We start from the raw sequence: 19,509 nt of genomic DNA, 5'->3' as shown, positions 1-19,509 counted from the left end.
TCGCCGTCCGCGGCCTCACCCCGCGCCTCGGCGGGGGAGTCGGACTCCTCGCTAGCGGCGGCGTCCTCGCCGCCGCCCTCGGCGGGGCGGTAGCGGCGCCGGGCGCGCTCGACGCGCTCCTCCTCCTCGCGGGCCGCGGCCTCCTGCGCGCGGCGCTGCTTGAAGCGGTTCTTCTCGATGGTCCAGAGGAACTCCTCGTCGTCGTCGGGCCCCTTGACCTGGGGCTCGCGCTGGGCGCGGCCCTGGCGCTCGCCGCCGCCCAGGGAGCTGGGCTTAAACGCCTTCCACAGCAGGACGACGGCGAGAATGATGAGAACGATTAGCAATAACCTGCCCACGTGTCTCCCTCCTGTCGTCCCACCAGAATAGCCGCACGACCGCCCCAATGACTAGCGTAGATGGGTGATGAACGAGCACTCCCCGGCCGAGAACCACACCTCGCCCGACACCGGGCCGGACGCCGACGCGAAGCTGGGCAGCCACGCGCGCCGCGCTCTGTTGAAGTACGGCCTCGCAAGGCTGGGCCTCTTCGTCGCGCTCGCGGCGGCGGTGCAGCTCATCGGCTTCGCGTTCGGCATCACCCTGCCGATCGTCATCTCCGCGCTGCTCGGCCTGCTCATCGCGTTCCCGCTGTCGATGCTCGTGTTCACCAACCTGCGCATCGACGCGACGCGCTCCCTCGCGAGGTGGCGGGAGGTGCGCCGCCGCCGCAAGCGCTGGGTCCAGGAGGAGCTCGCCGAGCGCTAGCTCCCGCGCGCCGCGCGCCGGGCGGCCGACAGCGCCCCGCCGCCGGGGGGTTGCTGCTAGGTCGCGGCGAGGACGAGCCCGATGGCGGTGAGCGCCGACCAGGCCAGAAGCGCCCGCCCGGTCGCGCCGAGCACCGGGATGAGCCGGGCGCCGGCCTCGCGGCGCACGATCGGCGCGGCCGCGGGCAGGAGCAGCGGGGCGCCGAGGAAGCCCAAGGCCGCCCACCACGTCGCGAAGAGCAGCGCCGCGGTGCCCGGGATGGGCACGAGGAGGAGAATCAAAAACAGGGAGCGGGCGCGCCGCTCGCCGAGGAGCACGGCGAGCGTGCGCTTGCCGGCGGCCTCGTCGGAGGGGATGTCGCGGATGTTGTTCGCGAGGTTCACCGCCGCGGAGAGCGCCCCGACGGTGATCGCCGCGACGAGGCCGACCCAGCTTATGGAGCCGGACTGGGTGTACTCCGTGCCGAGCACCGCCACCAGCCCGAAGAACACGAAGACCGCGGCCTCGCCGAGGCCGCGGTAGCCGTAGGGGCGCTTCCCGCCGGTGTAGAACCACGCGGCGAGGATGCACACCGCGCCCACGGCGATGAGCCACGGGTTGGACACGACGCTCAGCGCGACGCCGGCGACGGCGGCGACGCCGAACGCGCCGAACGCGGCGCCGCGCACCGCGGCCGGCCGGGCGAGCCCGCTGCCGGTGAGCCGCAGCGGGCCGCTGCGGTCCTCGTCGGTGCCGCGGATCCCGTCGGAGTAGTCGTTCGCGAAGTTGACCCCGACGATGAGCGCCCACGCCACCACCAGCGCGATGAGCGCCCGCCACCAGGAGAACCCGCCGGCGAAGTACGCCGCGCCGCTGCCCGCGATCACCGGGGCGACCGCGTTGGGCCACGTGTGCGGGCGCGCGCCCTCGAGCCACTGCCCGAAGCTCGGAGTGTGTGCCATGACCGCGATTATCTCAAGGGGTGGAAAACAGGCGGGCAACCGCCCCGCGGTCGACCTTCCCGAGCGCCGCGCGCGGCAGCGACTCGACCCGGCGGAGCTGCTTGGGTAGTTGCCAGCGGGGCAGGTCCGCGAGCCCGGCGTAGACGTCCTCGGCGGCGGCGGTGCCCTCGTAGGCGGCGACGACCGCCTGCCCGAAGCGCGGGTCGGGCACGCCCGCGACGGCGGCCTCGGCGACGCCGGGGATCGCGCGCAGCGCCCGCTCGAGGACCTCCGGGTGGAGCTTGAGGCCCCCGGTGGAGATCACCTGGTCGATCCGGCCCTCGACGTGGAGCACCCCGTCCTCGTCGAGGCGCCCGGCGTCCGAGGTTCTAAACCAGCCGGGCTCGGGGAACGCATTGGAGTCGCGGTTGCGGTAGCCGCGCGCGACCATCGGCCCGCCGACGACGATGCGCCCTGAGCCTCGCTCGACGCGCACCCGCGCCCCGGACAGCGGGCGGCCGTCGTAGACGAGCCCGCCGGAGGTCTCCGCGGAGCCGTAGGTCGCCACCGCGTTAATCCCGAGGCGCTCGCACGCGGAGCGCAGGGACTCGTCGAGCGGCCCGCCGCCGACGAGCACCGCGTCGAAGGTCCGCAGCGCGTCGATGCCGGCGAGCTCGTCGAGCGCCTTCGCGAGCTGCATGGGGGTGAGCGCGGTGTACGAGCGGTCGCCGGTGCGGTCGAGCTCCGCGGCGCCGCGCGCGAACTCCTCAATGGAGAACCCGGAGCTCAAGTTCAGGCAGTAGGGCTCGACGCCGGCCACCAGGCTGCGCACGAGCACCTGGAGGCCCGCGATGTGGTGGGCGGGCATGGCGAGCAGCCACTGGCCCGGCCCGCCGAGGCGCCGGTGGGTCGCGTCCGCGCTCGAGACGAGGTTCGCGGCGGTGAGCTCCGCGCCCTTGGGCGGGCCCGTCGAGCCGGACGTCGCGACGACGACGGCGACCTCCGGGTCGATGGGCCGCCCGGCGAGCTGCGAGTCCACAAGCCGCCTCGCGCGCGCCTCGTCGTTGTCGGGCACGGGCAAAAGACTCGCCTCGCCGGCGATCGCGGCCTCGAGCTCGTCGAGGACGCGCGCCGGGTCCGCGGCGGGCACGACGAGGGGGCTAAGCACGTGGGATCGCCTCGGCGCCACCGTCCTGCGGCCTCCTTCCCCCGCGGCCCCGGGAAAGGGTCGCGGCCTGGCGGTTAATAGTAGTAGGGGTAGTCCTCCCAGCGCGGCGGGCGCTTCTCTAAGAAGGCCTCCTTGCCCTCGCGGGCCTCGTCGGTCATGTAGGCCAGGCGGGTGGCCTCCCCGGCGAAGACCTGCTGGCCGGCCATCCCGTCGTCGGCGAGGTTGAACGCGAACTTCAGCATCCGCTGCGCGGTGGGGGACTTGCCGTTGATGGCGCGCGCCCACTCGACGCCGGTGGCCTCGAGGTCGGCGTGGTCGACGACCGCGTTGACCGCGCCCATCTTCTCCATCTCCTCGGCCATGTAGGACCGCCCGAGGAAGAAGATCTCCCGGGCGCGCTTCTGGCCGACCATGCGCGCGAGGTAGGCGCTGCCGTAGCCCGCGTCGAAGGAGCCGACGTCCGCGTCGGTCTGCTTGAAGCGCGCGTGCTGCCTGGAGGCGATCGTCAGGTCGCACACGACGTGCAGCGAGTGCCCGCCGCCGGCGGCCCAGCCGCCGACGAGCGCTATGACGACCTTGGGCATCTGGCGGATGAGGCGCTGCACCTCGAGGATGTGGAGACGGCCGCCCTCGGCCTTGGTGCGGGCCTCGTCGACCTCGGTGTCGCTGTCGCCGGCGGCGTACTGGTAGCCGGAGCGCCCGCGGATGCGCTGGTCCCCGCCCGAGGAGAACGCCCAGCCCCCGTCCTTGGGCGAGGGGCCGTTGCCGGTGAGCAGCACGGTGCCAACCGTGGGGTCGCGACGCGCGTCGTCGAGCGCCCGGTAGAGCTCGTCGACGGTGCGGGGCCGAAACGCGTTGCGCACCTCCGGGCGGTCGAACGCCACCCGCGCGATCCCGAACTCGCGGCCGGGTCCGCGGTGGCGGTGGTAGGTGACGTCGCTGAAGTCCTCGAAGCCCTCGACGGGGCGCCACTGCTCGGGGTCGAAGGGCTGCCCCCCGCCCGGGGCGCTCGTGCTGCCTGTCGCTGCCATGGCACCCAAGCCTACGTCGCGGCGCCTCGAACATCGCTGCGCTCGGCGCGAGGATCCCCGGCGGCCGCGCTAGCGTTAGGGGCCATGGCCGACATCCCCGCCCCGCCGCTGCCCACCGCCGAGGAGCTTATGGAGCGCTCGGTCGTGGTGGCGCTTCCCATGCGGGCCCGCTTCCGGGGGATCACCACGAGGGAGGCGCTCCTCATCGAGGGACCGGCCGGCTGGGGCGAGTTCGCCCCGTTCGTCGAGTACCCCGATGAGGAGGCCGCCGCGTGGCTGCGCGGCGCCCTCGAGGCGGCGTACTCCGGGCTCCCGGCGCCCAGGCGCGAGCGCGTCGAGGTCAACGCCACGATCCCCGCGCTCCCGCCCGCCGAGGCCGCCGCGCTCGTCGAGCGCTACCCCGGCTGCCGCACGTTCAAGATCAAGGTCGCCGAGCCCGGACAACACCTCGACGACGACGTCGCGCGCGTTAACGCGGTGCGCGAGGCGAGGCCCGAGGCGCGAATCCGCGTGGACGCCAACGGCGGCTGGACCGTCAAGGAGGCCGCCGAGGCGGCAGCGCGCCTCGGGGAGCCGGAATACCTCGAGCAGCCGTGCCGCAGCGCAGACGAGCTCCGCGAGCTGCGCGGGGAGCTCGCGCGCTTGAGGATCGACACGCCGGTCGCGGCCGACGAGTCGATCCGCAAGGCCGCAGACCCCTTTAGGGTCGCGCGGCTGCGCGCCGCGGAGGTCGCCGTGCTCAAGGCCGCGCCGCTCGGCGGCGCGGGGCGCCTCCTCGCCATCGCCCGGGAGCTCTCCGGCCACGGGATGTCCGTGACCGTGGCGAGCGCGCTCGACACCGCGGTCGGCATGAACGCCGGCCTTGCCGCGGCTGCGAACCTCCCGGAGGGCCGCGCCGCGGGCCTGGCGACCCAGCGGCTCTTCGAGGCCGACGTCGCAGAGCCCCGCCCGCTCGTCGACGGGGAGCTCCCGACCGCGCCGGTCGAGCCTGAGCCCGCGCGCCTGGCGGAGCTCGCCGCCGCGCCGGGGCGGCGCGACTGGTGGCTCGACAGGCTCGCGCGGTGCCGGGAGATCCTCGCCTTAGGATGAGCGACATGGACACCCAGCCTTCGCCCCGGCTCGCCGCCGCCGTCGCCGAGCGGCTCGCCGCGGCGTGCCGCGACGTCGTCATCTGCCCCGGCTCCCGCAACGCGCCGCTGAGCATCGCGCTGCTCAATCGCCGCGAGCTTCGGGTCCACACCCGCCTCGACGAGCGCTCCGCGGCGTTCCTCGCGCTCGGTATCGCGAGGGCCTCGAGGCGGCCCGCGGCGGTGGTGACGACCTCCGGGACGGCGGCGGCGAACTGCCTGCCCGCCGTCGCGGAGGCCGCCCACAGCCACAGCCCGCTCGTCGTCGTCACCGCCGACCGGCCCTCGCGCTACGTCGGCACGGGGGCTAGCCAGACCATCGAGCAGGACGGCATCTTCTCCTCCTTCGCCGCGACCCGCTCCGGCGAGGAGCTCGCCGCGGGCGAGATCGACCTCGAGGTCGCGGGCCCCGTGCACGTCAACGTGCCGCTCGACGTGCCGCTCGTCGCGCCCGAGGAGCCACCTGCCGCCGGCGAGGCCTCGCCCGCGCCGCGCCGGCCCGTCGCCCCCGCGGTCGACCGCGGCTCCGTGAAGCTGGATCTGTCGCGCGACACGCTCGTCGTCGCCGGCGACGAGGCCTGGGACGTCGAGGGCCTAGAGGACGTGCCCACCATCGCCGAGCCGAGCGCGCCCGCCCCCGCCGAGCCCGTCCACCCGCTCGCCGCGGGCATCTTCCGCCGCGGCTCCATCGGGGCAGGGGAGCGCTCTCTTACCACCCGCCCCGAGCAGCTCGTCGTCGTCGGGCACCCCACCCTCCACCGCGACGTGCTCGCTCTTATGGCCGACCCCGGCATCGACGTCACCGTGCTCAGCCGCACCGGCACCGTCACCGACCCCGAGGGCAACGCCGCGCGCGTCGCCACCCGCGTCGAGGCCATCGGCAGCCCGGAGAAGCGCTGGCTTGCGCTCGCCCGCGAGGCCTCCAGCCTCGCCGCGGACGCCGTGCGCGAGGTGCTCGCCGACCAGGACGGCGGGCTCACCGGGCTGCACGCCGCCGCGATCCTCGCCGACGGGCTCGCCGTGGGCGACGGGCTCTTCGTCGCGGCCTCCAACCCCGTGCGCGACGTCTCGCTCGCCGGCCTCCCCTTCGGCGGTGTCGACGTCTACACCCCGCGCGGCACCGCCGGCATCGACGGCTCCGTCTCCCAGGCCATCGGCGTCGCGCTCGCCCGGCAGACCGCGGATCCGACAGCGACCCGCGCGCCGCGCACGCTCGCGCTCATCGGGGACGTCGCGTTCCTCCACGACGCCGGCGGGCTGTTGTCTGTCGTCGGCTCCCCCGAGGTCGAGGACCTAACCATCGTCGTCGCGAACGACGACGGCGGCGGCATCTTCGAGACCCTCGAGGTCGGCGCCGAGCCGCTGCGCGGCCCCTTCGAGCGGGCGTTCGGCACCCCGCACGGCGCCGATATCGGGGCGCTGTGCCGGGCCTTCGGTGTCGACCACGAGCTCGTCGACGACGCCGCCGCGCTCGCCGCCGCGCTCGACGAGCGCGCCGAGCGGCCCCGCGGGCTTAACGTCGTCGAGGTCGCCACCGACCGCGCCTCGCGCCGGACGCAGGCCAGCCGCCTGCACGAGCTCGTCCTCGGCGAGGGGGAGGGCCGGTGAGGCCGGGCCGGCTGCGCCGCCGGCTCCACCAGGCGATCATGTTCTTAGCGGCGCTCGCCGTCGCCGGGGCGCTCGGGCTGCTCATCGGCGCGTGGCACAACGACCGCGTCATCGCCGAGCACCCCGCCCGCAGCCTCGGGGAGATCACCCGCGTTGGGGTGCTGCGCACCGACGTCGAGTACCGCGACAGTAACGGGCTCTACCACTCGCCCGGCGGCGGGCTGCTCTACCCGGGCGGGCTCGCCGAGGGACAGGTCGTGCGCATCGTCTACGCCCAGCACCGCCCCGACCTCGCGAAGGTCGAGGGCCGCAACTGGCCGCTGGCCATCGCCCCGGCCGCGTCGATCGCCGCCGCCGCGCTCGCCATCGCCGCGGGCGCGTGGCTCGCGGTCAACGCGCTCACCTCCCCGCCGCCCACGCCCCGCCCCGACCAGGAGGACAGCTAAGCCCATGCGCGTCGCCATCGTCGCCGAGTCGTACTTCCCCGCCGTCAACGGCGTGTCCAACACCGTGGCCCGCACCGTCGACTACCTCTCCGGGCGCGGCCACGACGTGCTGCTCATCGCGCCCGGCGACGAGCAGCCCGGCGACGCCGCGAACCCCCGCGTCACCGTGCGCCGCCTGCCCGCCACGCACGTGCCCCCGGTGCGCTCCCTGCCGGTGGGCATCCCGCTGCCCAGGCTCACCACGTGGCTCAAGGACTTCCGCCCCGACGTCGTGCACCTCGCCTCGCCGTTCGTGCTTGGCGCCGCCGGCGCCGCAGCCGCCCACCGGCTGAACCTCCCGCTTGTCGCCGTGTTCCAGACCGACGTGCCCGGCTTCGCGGCGCGCTACGGGCTCGCCGCCTTGGAGAAGCCCGCCTGGTGGCTCACCCGCACCATCCACCAGGGCTGCGCGGTCAACCTCGCGCCCTCGACCCGCTCGCTCGAGCAGCTCAAAGAGCAGGGCGTGCCCGGGCTCGCGCGCTGGGGCCGCGGCGTCGACGCCGAGACCTTCCGGCCCGAGCGCCGAAGCAATAAGCTGCGCCGCTCCTGGGGCGCGGGGGAGAGCGACGTCGTCGTCGGTTACGTCGGCAGGCTCGCGCCCGAGAAGGCCGTCCACCGGCTCTCCAGGCTCTGCCGCACCCCGGGCGTGCGCGTCGTCGTCGTGGGCAAGGGCCCCGAGCGCGAGACCCTCGAGGCGGCGCTGCCCGGAGCCGTGTTCACCGGGCAGCTCCGCGGCGAGAAGCTCGGCGAGGCGTTCGCCAGCTTCGACGTGTTCGTCCACCCCGGCGAGTTCGAGACCTTCTGCCAGACCGTGCAGGAGGCCCACGCCTCCGGCGTGCCCGCCATCGCCCCCAACCGGGGCGGGCCCGTCGACCTCATCGACGACGGCGTCGACGGCTTCCTCCTGCCCGTCGAGGGCTTCGCCGACGCGCTGCCCGCCAAGGTCGCCGAGCTCACCTCGCCCGAGCGGCGCGATTCCTACCGCAAGGCCTCCCTCGCCGCGGTCGAGGGCCGCGACTGGGGCTCGCTCATGGCCGCCCTCGAGGAGCACTACGCCACCGCGATTCAGCGCGGCCCCAGGCCCCGACCCGGGGCGCTAGGCGGGCTAGAATCGGGCCCCGTGGGAAGGGCAGGCCTCGACAAGGAGCCGCGCGAGGTGCGGCGCATGTTCGACGGGGTGGGCGGTCACTACGACCTCGCCAACACCGTGCTCTCGTTCGGACAGGACCGGCGCTGGCGGCGCCGCAACACCAAGCGCCTCGGCGCGGCCAAGGGTGAGCTCGTCCTCGACCTCGCCGCCGGCACCGGCGTCTCCACCGTCGAGCTCGCCAAGAACGGCGCCTACGCCGTGTCCTGCGACTTCTCCCTCGGGATGCTCAAGGCGGGCCGCGGGCGCGACGTGCCCATGGTCGCCGGCGACGGGCTCAACCTCCCGTTCCCCGACGAGACGTTCGACGCCGTGACGATCTCCTACGGGCTGCGCAACCTCAACGACCCGCGCGCCGGGCTTGAGGAGATGGCCAGGGTCACGAAGCCGGGCGGCCGGCTCACCGTCAACGAGTTCTCCACCCCGACGGTGCCGGTCGCGGGCGCGGTGTACAAGGAGTACCTCATGCGTCTGCTGCCCGTCGTGGCGCGGGCCGTGGCCACCAACCCGGAGGCCTACGTCTACCTCGCGGAGTCGATCCGCCAGTGGCCGGACCAGGAGGAGCTCGCCGCACTCATCAACCGCAGCGGTTGGGCCGACTGCGGCTGGCAGAACCTCACCTTCGGGGTGGTGGCCATCCACTCCGCGACCAAGCCCGAATGACCCGCCGGGCGGCGCTGCGCCGGGTGCGAGGCTCCTCAAATGGGGCGCGGGTTGGGCCGTGGGTTACGGTAACGTCTAACGACACGTCCATCCCCGCCGTGATCCGCGGGGATCGCCCAATTTTCCACGAGGAACGCACAAACTTATGACCAGTGGCCGCCACACGCCCCTGTCCACGCTCGGGCAGGGCAACGGGGTGTCGCCGCAGCCTGGCGCCTCCGGGCCGCGATTCGGCGACTCCCACCTCAACTCGCTAATCCTCTCCCACCTCGAGGACGTTGAGGATATGCTGGTCGACGAGCTGCGCCAGGGCGACGAGATCCTCACCGACAAGGCGCTCCACCTCGTCAAGGCGGGCGGGAAGCGCTTTCGGCCGATGTTCTGCCTGCTCGCCTCGAGCTACGGCGAGGACCCCATGAACCGCAACGTCGTGCGCGCCGCGGTCGTCATCGAGATGACGCACCTCGCGACGCTCTACCACGACGACGTCATGGACGAGGCCGAGCGGCGCCGCGGCGTGGACTCCGTCAACGAGCGGTGGAACAACTCGGTGGCGATCCTCGCGGGCGACCACCTCATCGCGCGGGCCTCGGGCATCATGGCGGACCTCGGGGTGCCCACCATCCGCCACTTCGGGGAGACGTTCGGCAGGCTTGTCACCGGCCAGATGCGGGAGACCATCGGGCCGCGCGACGACGACCTCATCGGCCACTACATGCGCGTCATCGAGGAGAAGACCGGCGTGCTCATCGCCTCGGCCGGGTACTTGGGGGCGCTGCACGGCGGCGCGAGCGAGGCGCACACCGCGGCGCTCCAGGACTTCGGCGCGGAGCTCGGCATCGTCTTCCAGATCGTCGACGACATCATCGACATCTTCTCCGCGCCGGACACCTCCGGGAAGCAGCGCGGCACGGATCTCAAGGAGGGGGTCATCACCCTGCCGGTCGTCTACGCCATGAGCGAGGGCACCGCCGACGCCGCGCGCCTCAAGGAGATCCTCGACGCGCCCGAGCGCGACGTGCTCATCGACGAGGCCCTCGACCTCGTCGCGAACTCCGGGGCGAAGGCCCGGGCTCTCCGCGACGTCGACGAGCACGTCGCCCGCGCGAAGGCCGCGCTCGCCGGGCTGCCCGACTGCCCCGCGACCCGCGCGCTCGAGCAGCTCGCCGACTACTCGCGCGCCCGCCTTTCCTAGGGGCCGGGTAAGCCCCATAACGGCTGGCCGCGGCGGCGATTTGGAGGCGCCGCGCCGGTTCGGGTTAAGATACACCCCGCACCGCGCGAGGCGCGGGGCGAAAGCCAGGTTGTCCGAGCGGCCAAAGGAAGCGGACTGTAAATCCGCCGGCGTATGCCTTCAGAAGTTCGAATCTTCTACCTGGCACCGCACGAGGCGAAGGCCCCGACGGGAGGAATCCCGCCGGGGCCTTCGCCGTCTCTTAGCTCGTCGAGGCAACCCGCGCCGCCGCTCGGGCGGGCGCGGCCTCTGAGGGCGCTCACGCGCGGTTGTCGCCGGCAAGCGGCCCCGCGGCGGTACTGCGCGCGGGCGCGGCGAGACAGCCGGCGCGGGTGGCCGAAAACCACGCCTGATGTGGGAATTTGCCCCGATCGGGCGGGCCGGGTTACTCTTCTTATCGCCCTCAAGGGAGCGGGCGCCGAGGTTTGGCTCGGGTGAATGCTTCCTGTTGTGGGCACGCCCCCTTAGCTCAGTCGGCAGAGCGTTTCCATGGTAAGGAAAAGGTCAACAGTTCGATTCTGTTAGGGGGCTCTGTTTTATCCCAAAGGCCCCGACGGGCTTTCGGTGGGAGTGCAGGTCGACGCGATCGGGCCCCCGGGAAGTTCGGGGCCGGGCGGATGAAACGGCCTGGCGATGTAGCTCAGTGGTAGAGCAAGCGACTCATAATCGCTGTGTCGCGGGTTCAATTCCCGCCATCGCTACGACCCCCGGAAGGCGCGGGCCCGCCCCGCGGCATGCCGGGGAGCGCGCCGCTAAGCGGCGCGGCAACCGAATAGGGGTGTGGCGCAATTGGTAGCGCAACGGTCTCCAAAACCGTAGGTTGCAGGTTCGAGTCCTGTCACCCCTGCCACCGGCGGAGCCCGGCTTCCAGGCGAGAACACCCTCGCCCTCGGGGCCGGGCTCCGCTCTTTCAGTATCGCGGCGCGGTGCTAGACTGTCCGCGTTGCGCCGGGGAGCGAGAAGCCCCCCGGCGAGGCCCGTCACCGAGAAAGAAGTGGAAGCGCGAGGTAAGCCCGTGGCCCAGGACGAGAACCCCCAGCCCAGCAAGCCGACCGGCAAGCGGCAGCGCGCCGGCGCTCAGCCGGTCACCTCGTCGAGCTACCAGGCCAAGGCCGAGCCCGCCCGTGCCGCGAACAAGTCCGACGAGAAGCCCGGCGGCGGGGTCACCTCCTTCCTTCCCGAGGTCGTCGAGGAGATCCGCAAGGTCATCTGGCCCACCGCCCGGCAGATGGTCATCTACACCGTCGTCGTCTTTGCGTTCCTCATCTTCATGACCGCCCTCGTCTGGGGCGTCGACTTCCTCACCGGCCTGGGGGTTGAGGCCGTGCTGGGCAACTAGTAGAATTCAGACCTAAACGTAGCCGCGCGAATCCCGCCGCCCCGCAGACCAGCCGGGGAGGGCGGGATCAATTTTTCGCCGCGGCCCCCAAGAACCGGGGCCGGGGCGACGCCCGCGGGGACGCCTGCCGAAGCGAATGGAGTGATCGTAGGGTGAACAGCAACAACATCTTCAGCGCCGCCGAGGACGGCGACGACACCGTCGCCAGCCAGCAGCCCGCCGAGGGCGAGGCCGAGGAGCAGAGCACCGACGAGTCCGCGCTCGCGCGCGCGGCCAGCGGCGCCGGCGACGACTCCGACCTCGAGGACGAGGAGGCCCAGGCGGGCGCCGAGGACGCCGCCGACGATGTCGAGTCCGCGGAGAAGGCCGCCCAGGAGCTCGAGGACGACGCCGTCAACGCCGCCGCCAACGCCGAGGAGACCGGCGGCGAGGACGACGAGGAGCGCGACGCGGACCGCGAGTACCGCCGCCGGCTGCGCGAGTTCACCCGCGAGCTGAAGAAGAAGCCCGGCCAGTGGTACATCATCCAGTGCTACTCGGGCTACGAGAACCGGGTGAAGACCAACCTCGAGATGCGCGCCCAGACGCTCGACCTCGAGGACGAGATCTTCGAGGCCGCCGTGCCCATCGAGGAGGCCGAGGAGATCCGCGACGGCAAGCGCAAGATCGTCAAGCGCAAGCTTCTTCCCGGCTACGTGCTCGTCCGAATGGAGATCACCGACCGCTCCTGGTCTGTCATCCGCGAGACCCAGGGCGTGACGAGCTTCGTCGGCAACGAGGGCACCGCCACCCCGGTGCGCGCCCGCGACGTCGCGAAGTTCCTCCTGCCCCGCGAGGCCGCCCCCGGCGACAAGAAGGCCGGCAAGGACGACGAACAGGTCGTCGCCCCCCCGGAGGAGAAGTCCAAGCCGAAGCCCAAGATCGACTTCGAGGTCGGCGAGGCCGTCACCATCCTCACCGGCGCGCTGGCGTCGGTGTCGGCGACGATCTCCTCCATCGACGAGGAGACCGGCAAGCTCGAGGCGCTCGTGTCCATCTTCGGCCGCGAGACCCCCGTCGAGCTCACCGCCGACCAGGTCGAGAAGGTCATGTAATAGGCCTTTCGGCGCCGTTTACCCGGGCCCGCCTGCCGCACCCGACGCTCATCCGTCGCCGCGGCCGGCGGGCCCGAATGCGTTTCGGCCTACGCGCGGCGTGAAGCGTCGGACGAATCGTCCGTAGCTGTCCCCGCTCAGAGCGAGAGTCCTTCCGGATCTTTTGACCGAAGAGACGAAGAGTTGGCCGTTGGCCTGCGGGCCAGTAGGCTGGTACGCCGGCACTTTTGTCTTTGGTGCCGATTCGTACATAACCACATCCCCGGTGGCCGGGATCCCACCCCTGGGCGCCCGCGGCGCGTGAGCGATCGCGGGCGGGGAGGGGAGGACCCGGCATCCGGACGGGGCCCGCCCGAGCATCGAACGGGCTCGCCCCGGTAGCAAGGAATGGAGAGATTCGATGGCGAAGAAGAAGCAGACCGGCTTCATCAAGCTGCAGATCGAGGCCGGCCAGGCCAACCCGGCCCCGCCGGTCGGCCCGGCGCTCGGTGCGCACGGCGTGAACATCATGGAGTTCTGCAAGGCGTACAACGCCGCGACCGAGAACCAGCGCGGCAACATCGTGCCGGTGGAGATCACGGTCTACGAGGATCGCAGCTTCGACTTCAAGCTCAAGACCCCGCCGGCCGCGAAGCTCCTGCTCAAGGCCGCCGGTGTCGATAAGGGCTCGGGCGTCCCGCACACCGACAAGGTCGGCTCCGTCACCCAGGACCAGCTCCGGGAGATCGCCGAGCAGAAGCAGGACGACCTCAACGCCCGCGACATCGAGGCCGCGAAGAAGATCATCGCCGGCACGGCCCGCTCCATGGGCCTCACCGTCGCGGACTAGCCCGCAGCGCTCCCCGGTAACCGGCCGGGAGGCACGCCCAGGTGGTAGGGCCCGCTCTGGCCCGGTAGACCACCACAGCCCAATCCCGTTTCCTGAGGAAAGAGGACTTTTCAACCATGAGCAAGCGCAGCAAGGCGTACAAGGAAAAGGCGGCGCTCGTCGACCGCACGCACCGCTACAGCCCCCGCGAGGCGGTGGAGCTCGCGAAGCAGACCTCCTCGAAGAACACCGACTCCACGATCGACGTGTCGTTCCGCCTCGGCGTCGATCCGCGCAAGGCCGACCAGCTCGTGCGCGGCACCGTCTCCCTGCCGAACGGCACCGGTAAGACCGTGCGCGTCGTCGTCTTCGCCGAGGGTACGAACGCCACCGCCGCCGAGGAGGCGGGCGCCGACGTCGTCGGCACCGACGAGCTCCTCGAGCGGATCCAGGGCGGCTGGACGGACTTCGACGCCGCGATCGCCACCCCGGACCAGATGGCCCGCGTCGGCCGGGTCGCCCGCATCCTCGGGCCCCGCGGCCTCATGCCGAACCCGAAGACCGGCACGGTGACCACCGACGTCGCGAAGGCCGTCGCCGACATCAAGGGCGGCAAGATCTCCTTCCGCGTCGACAAGGCCGCGAACCTTCACGCGGTCATCGGCAAGGCCTCCTTCAGCGCCGAGGCGCTCGCGGAGAACTACGGCGCGCTTCTCGACGAGGTCCGCCGCCTCAAGCCGTCGACCTCGAAGGGCGTGTACCTCAAGAAGGCGACCGTGTCCGCGACGACGGGCCCCGGCGTGCCGGTGGACGTCTCCGTGACGAAGGGCTACACGGCGTAACTTGCCGATCGCCGCGAAGGCGGCTATCATCACCCGCGAAGTTTGACCGGACCGGGGCCGATCCACGGCCCTGATGGTCCAGCTCAAGTTTCACCGAAGACCGTCGGTCACCCGGGGCGTTTCGTTCCGGGTCGAAGGTTCCCTGCACGAGAGTGTTGGGGCGGCCCACGCAGGAGACACTTGGCGCACGCGGCCCGTATGTGAGCGGGCCGCCTCCCGATGCCCTGTGCTTCTGCACGGGGCTTTCGTCGTGTCGGCCCCCCTGTTTTTCGCGGGGAGCGGGCGCGGGCGTGAAGCCCCGGGCGGAGATACACATGACGATGTGAACGAGGAAGGAGGCGAAGTACCATGGCCAACCCCAAGAACGAGGCCGAGCTGAAGGCTCTGAAGAACCGTTTCGACGAGTCCGACAGCATCGTGCTCACGGAGTACCGCGGGCTCTCGGTCGCGCAGACCACCGAGCTGCGCCGTTCCCTGGGCGCGGACGTGCAGTACTCCGTCGCCAAGAACACCCTGATCAAGCTGGCGGCTAACGACGCCGGCATCACGGAGCTCGACGACCTCCTCACCGGCCCGACCGCCGTCGCCTTCATCAAGGGCGAGGCCGTCGACCCGGCCAAGGTGCTGAAGAAGTTCGGCGAGGACAACGAGGCGTTCGTCATCAAGGGCGGCTACATGGACGGCGCTGCGCTCAGCGCCGACCAGGTCAACGCCGTCGCGAGCCTCGACAACCGTGAGACGACGCTGGCCAAGCTGGCCGGCGCCCTCAAGGGTTCCCTGGCGAAGGCTGCAAGCCTGTTCAACGAGCCCACCTCCAAGGTGGCCCGCCTGTCGGCGGCCCTGCAGGACAAGAAGGAAAACTAAGGAGCCCGCGCCGAGCGGCGCGGCCCACCACCGTCACGCCCGGGCGAAGCGCCCGGCCGATGCGAGAGAAAGGACGCCATCATGGCCAAGCTTTCCAAGGATGAGCTCATCGATGCCTTCAAGGAGATGACCCTCATCGAGCTCTCCGAGTTCGTCAAGGAGTTCGAGGACGTCTTCGACGTCACCGCCGCCGCCCCGGTCGCGGCCGCGGCCGCCCCGGCCGCCGGCGACGCCGGCGAGGGCGCTGGCGAGGAGCAGACCGAGTTCGACGTCGTCATCGAGGACGCCGGCGCCAAGAAGATCGGCGTCATTAAGGCCGTCCGCGAGATCGTCTCCGGCCTGGGCCTCAAGGAGGCCAAGGAGCTCGTCGAGTCCGCCCCGAAGGCCGTCCTCGAGGGCGCCTCCAAGGAGGACGCCGAGGCCGCCAAGTCCAAGCTCGAGGACGCGGGCGCCTCCGTCTCCCTCAAGTAGCAGCGACCCCCGCTAGATAGCGGGGAGACGCGCGACACACAGCGCCCGTCCGGCACCACGCCGGGCGGGCGCTTTGCTGTATGCAAAACGAGTGCCAATTTCTTGCTGTCGCAGGGGCCGCCGGGACAGCCCGCGCGGGGCGCGCTCAGCCCCGTGACCGGGGAAGGTTCTTGCCTTCGGGGTCAGTGTGGTATAGGCTTGACCGTTGCGCCGGAGTCCGCCCCTGGGACCACGACCGCAAACGACGAAGCCTTGCTGGTCACCTCGCGAAAAAGAGGGACTTGACAAGGTCGTTTTGTGGGCTCTAGGGCCGGAAGCTCCCGAAGCAGAGGAATGCTATATTTACCAGCGGTTCCGGGGATTCACGCGCCGAGTCCCCGCTCCGCGTGAGGTGCTGGAAGGACCCGATTTGGCAGTCTCCCGCCAGACCATGTCGTCGAAAATTCCCGGTGTCCCTGACCGTTACTCCTTCGCCAAGTACAGCGAGCCCATCGAGATTCCCGGCCTGCTCGACCTGCAGCGCCAGTCGTTCTCGTGGCTGATCGGCACGCCCGAGTGGCGCGACCGCCAGCGCGAGCAGGGTGTCGAGTCGCCCCGCAGCGGGCTCGAGGAGATCCTCGAGGAGCTCTCCCCGATCCAGGATTACTCCGGGACGATGTCGCTCTCGCTCTCCGAGCCGCGCTTCGAGGACGTCAAGACGACGATCGAGGAGGCCAAGGAGAAGGACATTAACTACTCCGCGCCGCTCTACGTCACCGCGGAGTTCATCAACAACGACACCCAGGAGATCAAGTCCCAGACGGTCTTCATCGGCGACTTCCCGATGATGACCGACAAGGGCACGTTCATCATCAACGGCACCGAGCGCGTCATCGTCTCCCAGCTCGTGCGCTCCCCGGGCGTCTACTTCGACGAGACGATCGACAAGTCCACCGAGCGCCCGCTGCACTCGGTGAAGATCATCCCGTCGCGCGGCGCGTGGCTGGAGTTCGACGTCGACAAGCGCGACACCGTCGGCGTGCGCATCGACCGCAAGCGCCGCCAGCCGGTCACCGTGCTGCTCAAGGCGCTCGGCTGGACCTCGGAGCAGATCCGCGACCGGTTCGGCTTCTCCGAGCTCATGATGTCCACCCTCGAGAACGACGCCGTCGACAACACCGACCAGGCGCTCCTCGAGATCTACCGCAAGCAGCGCCCGGGCGAGCAGCCCACCCGCGAGCTCGCGCAGTCGCTGCTCGACAACTCGTTCTTCGAGCCGAAGCGGTACTCGCTGGCCAAGGTCGGCCGGTACAAGGCGAGCCGCAAGCTCGGCCTTAACCGCGACGACAATGGGCTTATGACGCTCACCGAGGAGGACATCGCTACCACGCTCGAGTACCTCGTGCGCCTGCACGCTGGCGAGCGGACGATGACCTCCCCGGACGGCGTGGAGCTTTCCATCGAGACCGACGACATCGACCACTTCGGCAACCGCCGCCTGCGCACGGTCGGCGAGCTCGTGCAGAACCAGGTCCGCGTCGGCCTCGCCCGCATGGAGCGCGTCGTGCGCGAGCGCATGACCACCCAGGACGCCGAGTCGATCACCCCGACCTCGCTCATCAACGTCCGCCCGGTCTCCGCGGCGATCCGGGAGTTCTTCGGCACGTCCCAGCTCTCGCAGTTCATGGACCAGAACAACGCCCTGTCCGGGCTGACCCATAAGCGCCGCCTCTCGGCGCTGGGCCCGGGCGGCCTGTCGCGCGAGCGCGCCGGCATCGAGGTCCGAGACGTTCACCCGTCGCACTACGGCCGCATGTGCCCGATCGAGACTCCTGAGGGCCCGAACATCGGGCTGATCGGCTCGCTCGCGACCTACGGCCGGGTGAATGCGTTCGGCTTCATCGAGACGCCGTACCGCAAGGTCGTCGACGGCAAGGTCACCGACGAGGTCGAGTACCTGCCCGCCGACGAAGAGGACCGCTTCGCGATCGCGGAGGCGAAGACCGAGGTCGACGCCGAGGGCAACATCACCCAGGGCCGCATCGAGGTGCGCGTCAAGGACGGCGACATCCAGGTCACCGACGCCAAGGGCGTCGATTACCTCGACGTCAGCCCCCGCCAGATGGTCTCCGTGGCGACGGCGATGATTCCGTTCCTCGAGCACGACGACGCGAACCGCGCCCTCATGGGCGCGAACATGCAGCGCCAGGCGGTGCCGCTCCTGCGCCCGGAGTCCCCGCTCGTCGGCACCGGCATGGAGAAGTACGCCGCCTACGACTCGGGCGACCTCGTGACCGCGAAGCGCGCCGGCGTCGTCGAGGACGTCACGGCCGACTACATCACGGTCATGGACGACGAGGGCAAGCGCTACACCGAGCTGCTCCGCAAGTTCGAGCGCACCAACCAGGGCACCTGCTACAACCAGACCCCGCTCGTGTCCGTGGGCGACCGCGTCGAGGAGGGCCACGTGCTCGCCGACGGGCCGGGCACCCACGACGGCGAGCTCTCGCTGGGCCGCAACCTGCTGGTCGGCTTCATGCCGTGGGAGGGCCACAACTACGAGGACGCCGTCATCCTCAACCAGCGCATCGTCGAGGAGGACATCCTCACCTCGATCCACATCGAGGAGCACGAGATCGACGCGCGCGACACGAAGCTCGGCGCCGAGGAGATCACCCGCGAGATCCCGAACGTCGCCGAGGACGTCCTCGCGGACCTCGACGAGCACGGCATCGTGCGCATCGGCGCGGACGTGCGCGCCGGCGACATCCTCGTCGGCAAGGTCACCCCGAAGGGCGAGACGGAGCTCACCCCGGAGGAGCGGCTGCTGCGCGCGATCTTCGGCGAGAAGGCCCGCGAGGTGCGCGACACCTCGCTGAAGGTGCCGCACGGCGAGACCGGCAAGGTCATCGGCGTGGAGCGTTTCTCCCGCGAGGACGACGACGACCTGTCTGCCGGCGTCAACGAGATGATCCGGGTCTACGTCGCGCAGAAGCGCAAGATCCAGGACGGCGACAAGATGGCCGGCCGCCACGGCAACAAGGGCGTCGTCGGCAAGATCCTCCCGCCGGAGGACATGCCGTTCATGGCGGACGGCACCCCGATGGACATCCTGCTCAACACGCACGGCGTGCCGCGCCGCATGAACATCGGCCAGGTCCTCGAGACGCACCTCGGCTGGCTCGCGTCGGCGGGCTGGAAGGTCGACCCGGACGACGAGCGCAACGCGGAGCTGCTCAAGACCCTCCCGGAGGAGCTCTACGACGTGCCGGCGAACTCGCTGACCGCGACCCCGGTGTTCGACGGCGCGCTGAACTCGGAGATCAACGGGCTGCTCGCGAACTCGCGGCCGAACCGCGACGGCGACGTCATGGTCGACGACCAGGGCAAGGCGGTGCTCTTCGACGGGCGCTCCGGGGAGCCCTTCCCGTTCCCTGTGTCGGTGGGCTACATGTACATGCTCAAGCTCCACCACCTCGTCGACGAGAAGATCCACGCCCGCTCGACCGGCCCGTACTCGATGATCACCCAGCAGCCGCTGGGCGGTAAGGCCCAGTTCGGTGGTCAGCGCTTCGGCGAGATGGAGGTGTGGGCCATGCAGGCGTACGGCGCGGCCTACACCCTGCAGGAGCTGCTCACCATCAAGTCGGACGACGTCGTGGGCCGAGTGAAGGTCTACGAGGCGATCGTCAAGGGCGAGAACATCCCCGACCCGGGCATCCCCGAGTCGTTCAAGGTTCTGCTCAAGGAGCTGCAGTCCCTGTGCCTCAACGTGGAGGTGCTCTCCGCGGACGGGATCCCCATGGAGCTCTCGGGCTCGGACGACGACGACATGGAGTCCTCGACACTGGGCATCAACCTCTCCCGGGACGAGAAGAACGACGAGCCGGAGATCGCCTAGCTAAGCGCGATCCACGCCACCTTCCCCGCCGGCCCCGCGACCCCGGGCCGGCGGGTGGGGGAAGACACTTCGGTTTAAGCG

The 19,509-nt window shown here is 71.1% G+C and carries 17 protein-coding genes, 4 tRNA genes and 1 pseudogene; 18 read left to right on the top strand and 4 right to left on the bottom strand.

The genetic code is table 11. From position 1 onward, the window contains the following. Window positions 1-326, bottom strand: a 326-nt coding sequence (locus tag HMPREF9719_RS07980) for a hypothetical protein (RefSeq protein ID WP_244848210.1), incomplete at its 3' end; no start/stop codon positions are given. Window positions 327-405: 79 nt separating this feature from the next. Between HMPREF9719_RS07980 and HMPREF9719_RS07975 the strand changes: the two genes are divergently transcribed. Next, the gene (locus HMPREF9719_RS07975; RefSeq protein WP_004601480.1) at window positions 406-747 is read left to right on the top strand and encodes a DUF4229 domain-containing protein; all 342 of its coding nucleotides are present in this window, start codon (window positions 406-408) and stop codon (window positions 745-747) included. A gap of 56 nt (window positions 748-803) precedes the next feature. Here the strand turns inward: HMPREF9719_RS07975 and HMPREF9719_RS07970 are convergent, their stop codons facing one another. Genes HMPREF9719_RS07970 through HMPREF9719_RS07960 form a run of 3 tightly spaced genes read right to left on the bottom strand, consistent with a single transcriptional unit; the run spans window position 804 to window position 3,866 of the window. Beyond that, on the bottom strand, window positions 804-1,688 hold the full coding sequence (locus HMPREF9719_RS07970; protein WP_004601479.1) for a 1,4-dihydroxy-2-naphthoate polyprenyltransferase: 885 nt from the start codon (window positions 1,686-1,688) through the stop codon (window positions 804-806). 13 nt (window positions 1,689-1,701) lie between these two features. Continuing rightward, window positions 1,702-2,856, bottom strand: a complete 1,155-nt coding sequence (gene menE, locus HMPREF9719_RS07965) for an o-succinylbenzoate--CoA ligase (protein ID WP_004601478.1) — start codon at window positions 2,854-2,856, stop codon at window positions 1,702-1,704. A 53-nt stretch (window positions 2,857-2,909) separates the two neighbouring features. Then, window positions 2,910-3,866 carry a 1,4-dihydroxy-2-naphthoyl-CoA synthase gene (locus HMPREF9719_RS07960; protein ID WP_004601477.1) on the bottom strand — a complete coding sequence of 319 codons (957 nt, stop codon included), beginning with the start codon at window positions 3,864-3,866 and terminating at the stop codon, window positions 2,910-2,912. Window positions 3,867-3,950: 84 nt separating this feature from the next. Here HMPREF9719_RS07960 and HMPREF9719_RS07955 point away from each other — a divergent pair, with 84 nt between their 5' ends. The 17 genes and pseudogenes from HMPREF9719_RS07955 (at window position 3,951) to rpoB (ending at window position 19,428) form a co-directional block, all read left to right on the top strand. Next, complete coding sequence (locus HMPREF9719_RS07955) at window positions 3,951-4,955, top strand: o-succinylbenzoate synthase (protein ID WP_004601476.1); 1,005 nt, start codon at window positions 3,951-3,953, stop codon at window positions 4,953-4,955. Between the two features lie 5 nt (window positions 4,956-4,960). After that, the gene (menD, locus tag HMPREF9719_RS07950; RefSeq protein WP_004601475.1) at window positions 4,961-6,601 is read left to right on the top strand and encodes a 2-succinyl-5-enolpyruvyl-6-hydroxy-3-cyclohexene-1-carboxylic-acid synthase; all 1,641 of its coding nucleotides are present in this window, start codon (window positions 4,961-4,963) and stop codon (window positions 6,599-6,601) included. Continuing rightward, a complete protein-coding gene (locus tag HMPREF9719_RS07945) occupies window positions 6,598-7,047 on the top strand; it encodes a DUF3592 domain-containing protein (protein ID WP_004601474.1) in 450 nt (149 codons plus the stop codon). The genes menD and HMPREF9719_RS07945 overlap by 4 nt, the downstream gene beginning before the upstream one ends. Window positions 7,048-7,051: 4 nt before the next feature. Further along, window positions 7,052-8,056 (top strand): annotated as a pseudogene (locus HMPREF9719_RS09850) (glycosyltransferase family 4 protein); the annotation flags it as partial. Between the two features lie 150 nt (window positions 8,057-8,206). After that, entirely contained in the window at window positions 8,207-8,896 is a 690-nt protein-coding gene (locus HMPREF9719_RS09845) for a demethylmenaquinone methyltransferase (RefSeq protein WP_237737918.1), read from the top strand. Between the two features lie 145 nt (window positions 8,897-9,041). After that, window positions 9,042-10,091 carry a polyprenyl synthetase family protein gene (locus tag HMPREF9719_RS07935; RefSeq protein WP_004601472.1) on the top strand — a complete coding sequence of 350 codons (1,050 nt, stop codon included), beginning with the start codon at window positions 9,042-9,044 and terminating at the stop codon, window positions 10,089-10,091. Window positions 10,092-10,194: 103 nt separating this feature from the next. After that, window positions 10,195-10,277: transfer RNA gene (locus HMPREF9719_RS07930), tRNA-Tyr, on the top strand. A 311-nt stretch (window positions 10,278-10,588) separates the two neighbouring features. Continuing rightward, a tRNA-Thr gene (locus HMPREF9719_RS07925) sits at window positions 10,589-10,661 on the top strand. Window positions 10,662-10,759: 98 nt separating this feature from the next. Further along, a tRNA-Met gene (locus HMPREF9719_RS07920) sits at window positions 10,760-10,831 on the top strand. Between the two features lie 73 nt (window positions 10,832-10,904). Beyond that, a tRNA-Trp gene (locus HMPREF9719_RS07915) sits at window positions 10,905-10,980 on the top strand. A 165-nt stretch (window positions 10,981-11,145) separates the two neighbouring features. Then, window positions 11,146-11,469 carry a preprotein translocase subunit SecE gene (gene secE / locus HMPREF9719_RS07910; RefSeq protein ID WP_004601471.1) on the top strand — a complete coding sequence of 108 codons (324 nt, stop codon included), beginning with the start codon at window positions 11,146-11,148 and terminating at the stop codon, window positions 11,467-11,469. A 152-nt stretch (window positions 11,470-11,621) separates the two neighbouring features. Continuing rightward, window positions 11,622-12,563, top strand: a complete 942-nt coding sequence (gene nusG, locus HMPREF9719_RS07905) for a transcription termination/antitermination protein NusG (RefSeq protein ID WP_004601470.1) — start codon at window positions 11,622-11,624, stop codon at window positions 12,561-12,563. A 400-nt stretch (window positions 12,564-12,963) separates the two neighbouring features. Then, entirely contained in the window at window positions 12,964-13,392 is a 429-nt protein-coding gene (rplK, locus tag HMPREF9719_RS07900) for a 50S ribosomal protein L11 (RefSeq protein WP_004601469.1), read from the top strand. A gap of 116 nt (window positions 13,393-13,508) precedes the next feature. Further along, entirely contained in the window at window positions 13,509-14,213 is a 705-nt protein-coding gene (gene rplA, locus HMPREF9719_RS07895) for a 50S ribosomal protein L1 (protein ID WP_004601468.1), read from the top strand. A gap of 348 nt (window positions 14,214-14,561) precedes the next feature. After that, complete coding sequence (gene rplJ / locus HMPREF9719_RS07890) at window positions 14,562-15,077, top strand: 50S ribosomal protein L10 (RefSeq protein WP_004601467.1); 516 nt, start codon at window positions 14,562-14,564, stop codon at window positions 15,075-15,077. Between the two features lie 81 nt (window positions 15,078-15,158). Next, the gene (rplL, locus tag HMPREF9719_RS07885) at window positions 15,159-15,548 is read left to right on the top strand and encodes a 50S ribosomal protein L7/L12 (RefSeq protein ID WP_004601466.1); all 390 of its coding nucleotides are present in this window, start codon (window positions 15,159-15,161) and stop codon (window positions 15,546-15,548) included. Window positions 15,549-15,939: 391 nt separating this feature from the next. Continuing rightward, window positions 15,940-19,428 carry a DNA-directed RNA polymerase subunit beta gene (gene rpoB / locus HMPREF9719_RS07880; RefSeq protein WP_038076062.1) on the top strand — a complete coding sequence of 1,163 codons (3,489 nt, stop codon included), beginning with the start codon at window positions 15,940-15,942 and terminating at the stop codon, window positions 19,426-19,428. Window positions 19,429-19,509: the final 81 nt, after the last annotated feature.

The sequence above is a fragment of the Corynebacterium otitidis ATCC 51513 genome (genome assembly GCF_000296405.1).
Lineage (GTDB): Bacteria > Actinomycetota > Actinomycetes > Mycobacteriales > Mycobacteriaceae > Corynebacterium > Corynebacterium otitidis.
The sequence above is the reverse complement of the archived record's forward strand: the minus strand, read 5'-3'. Positions and strand labels throughout refer to the sequence as shown.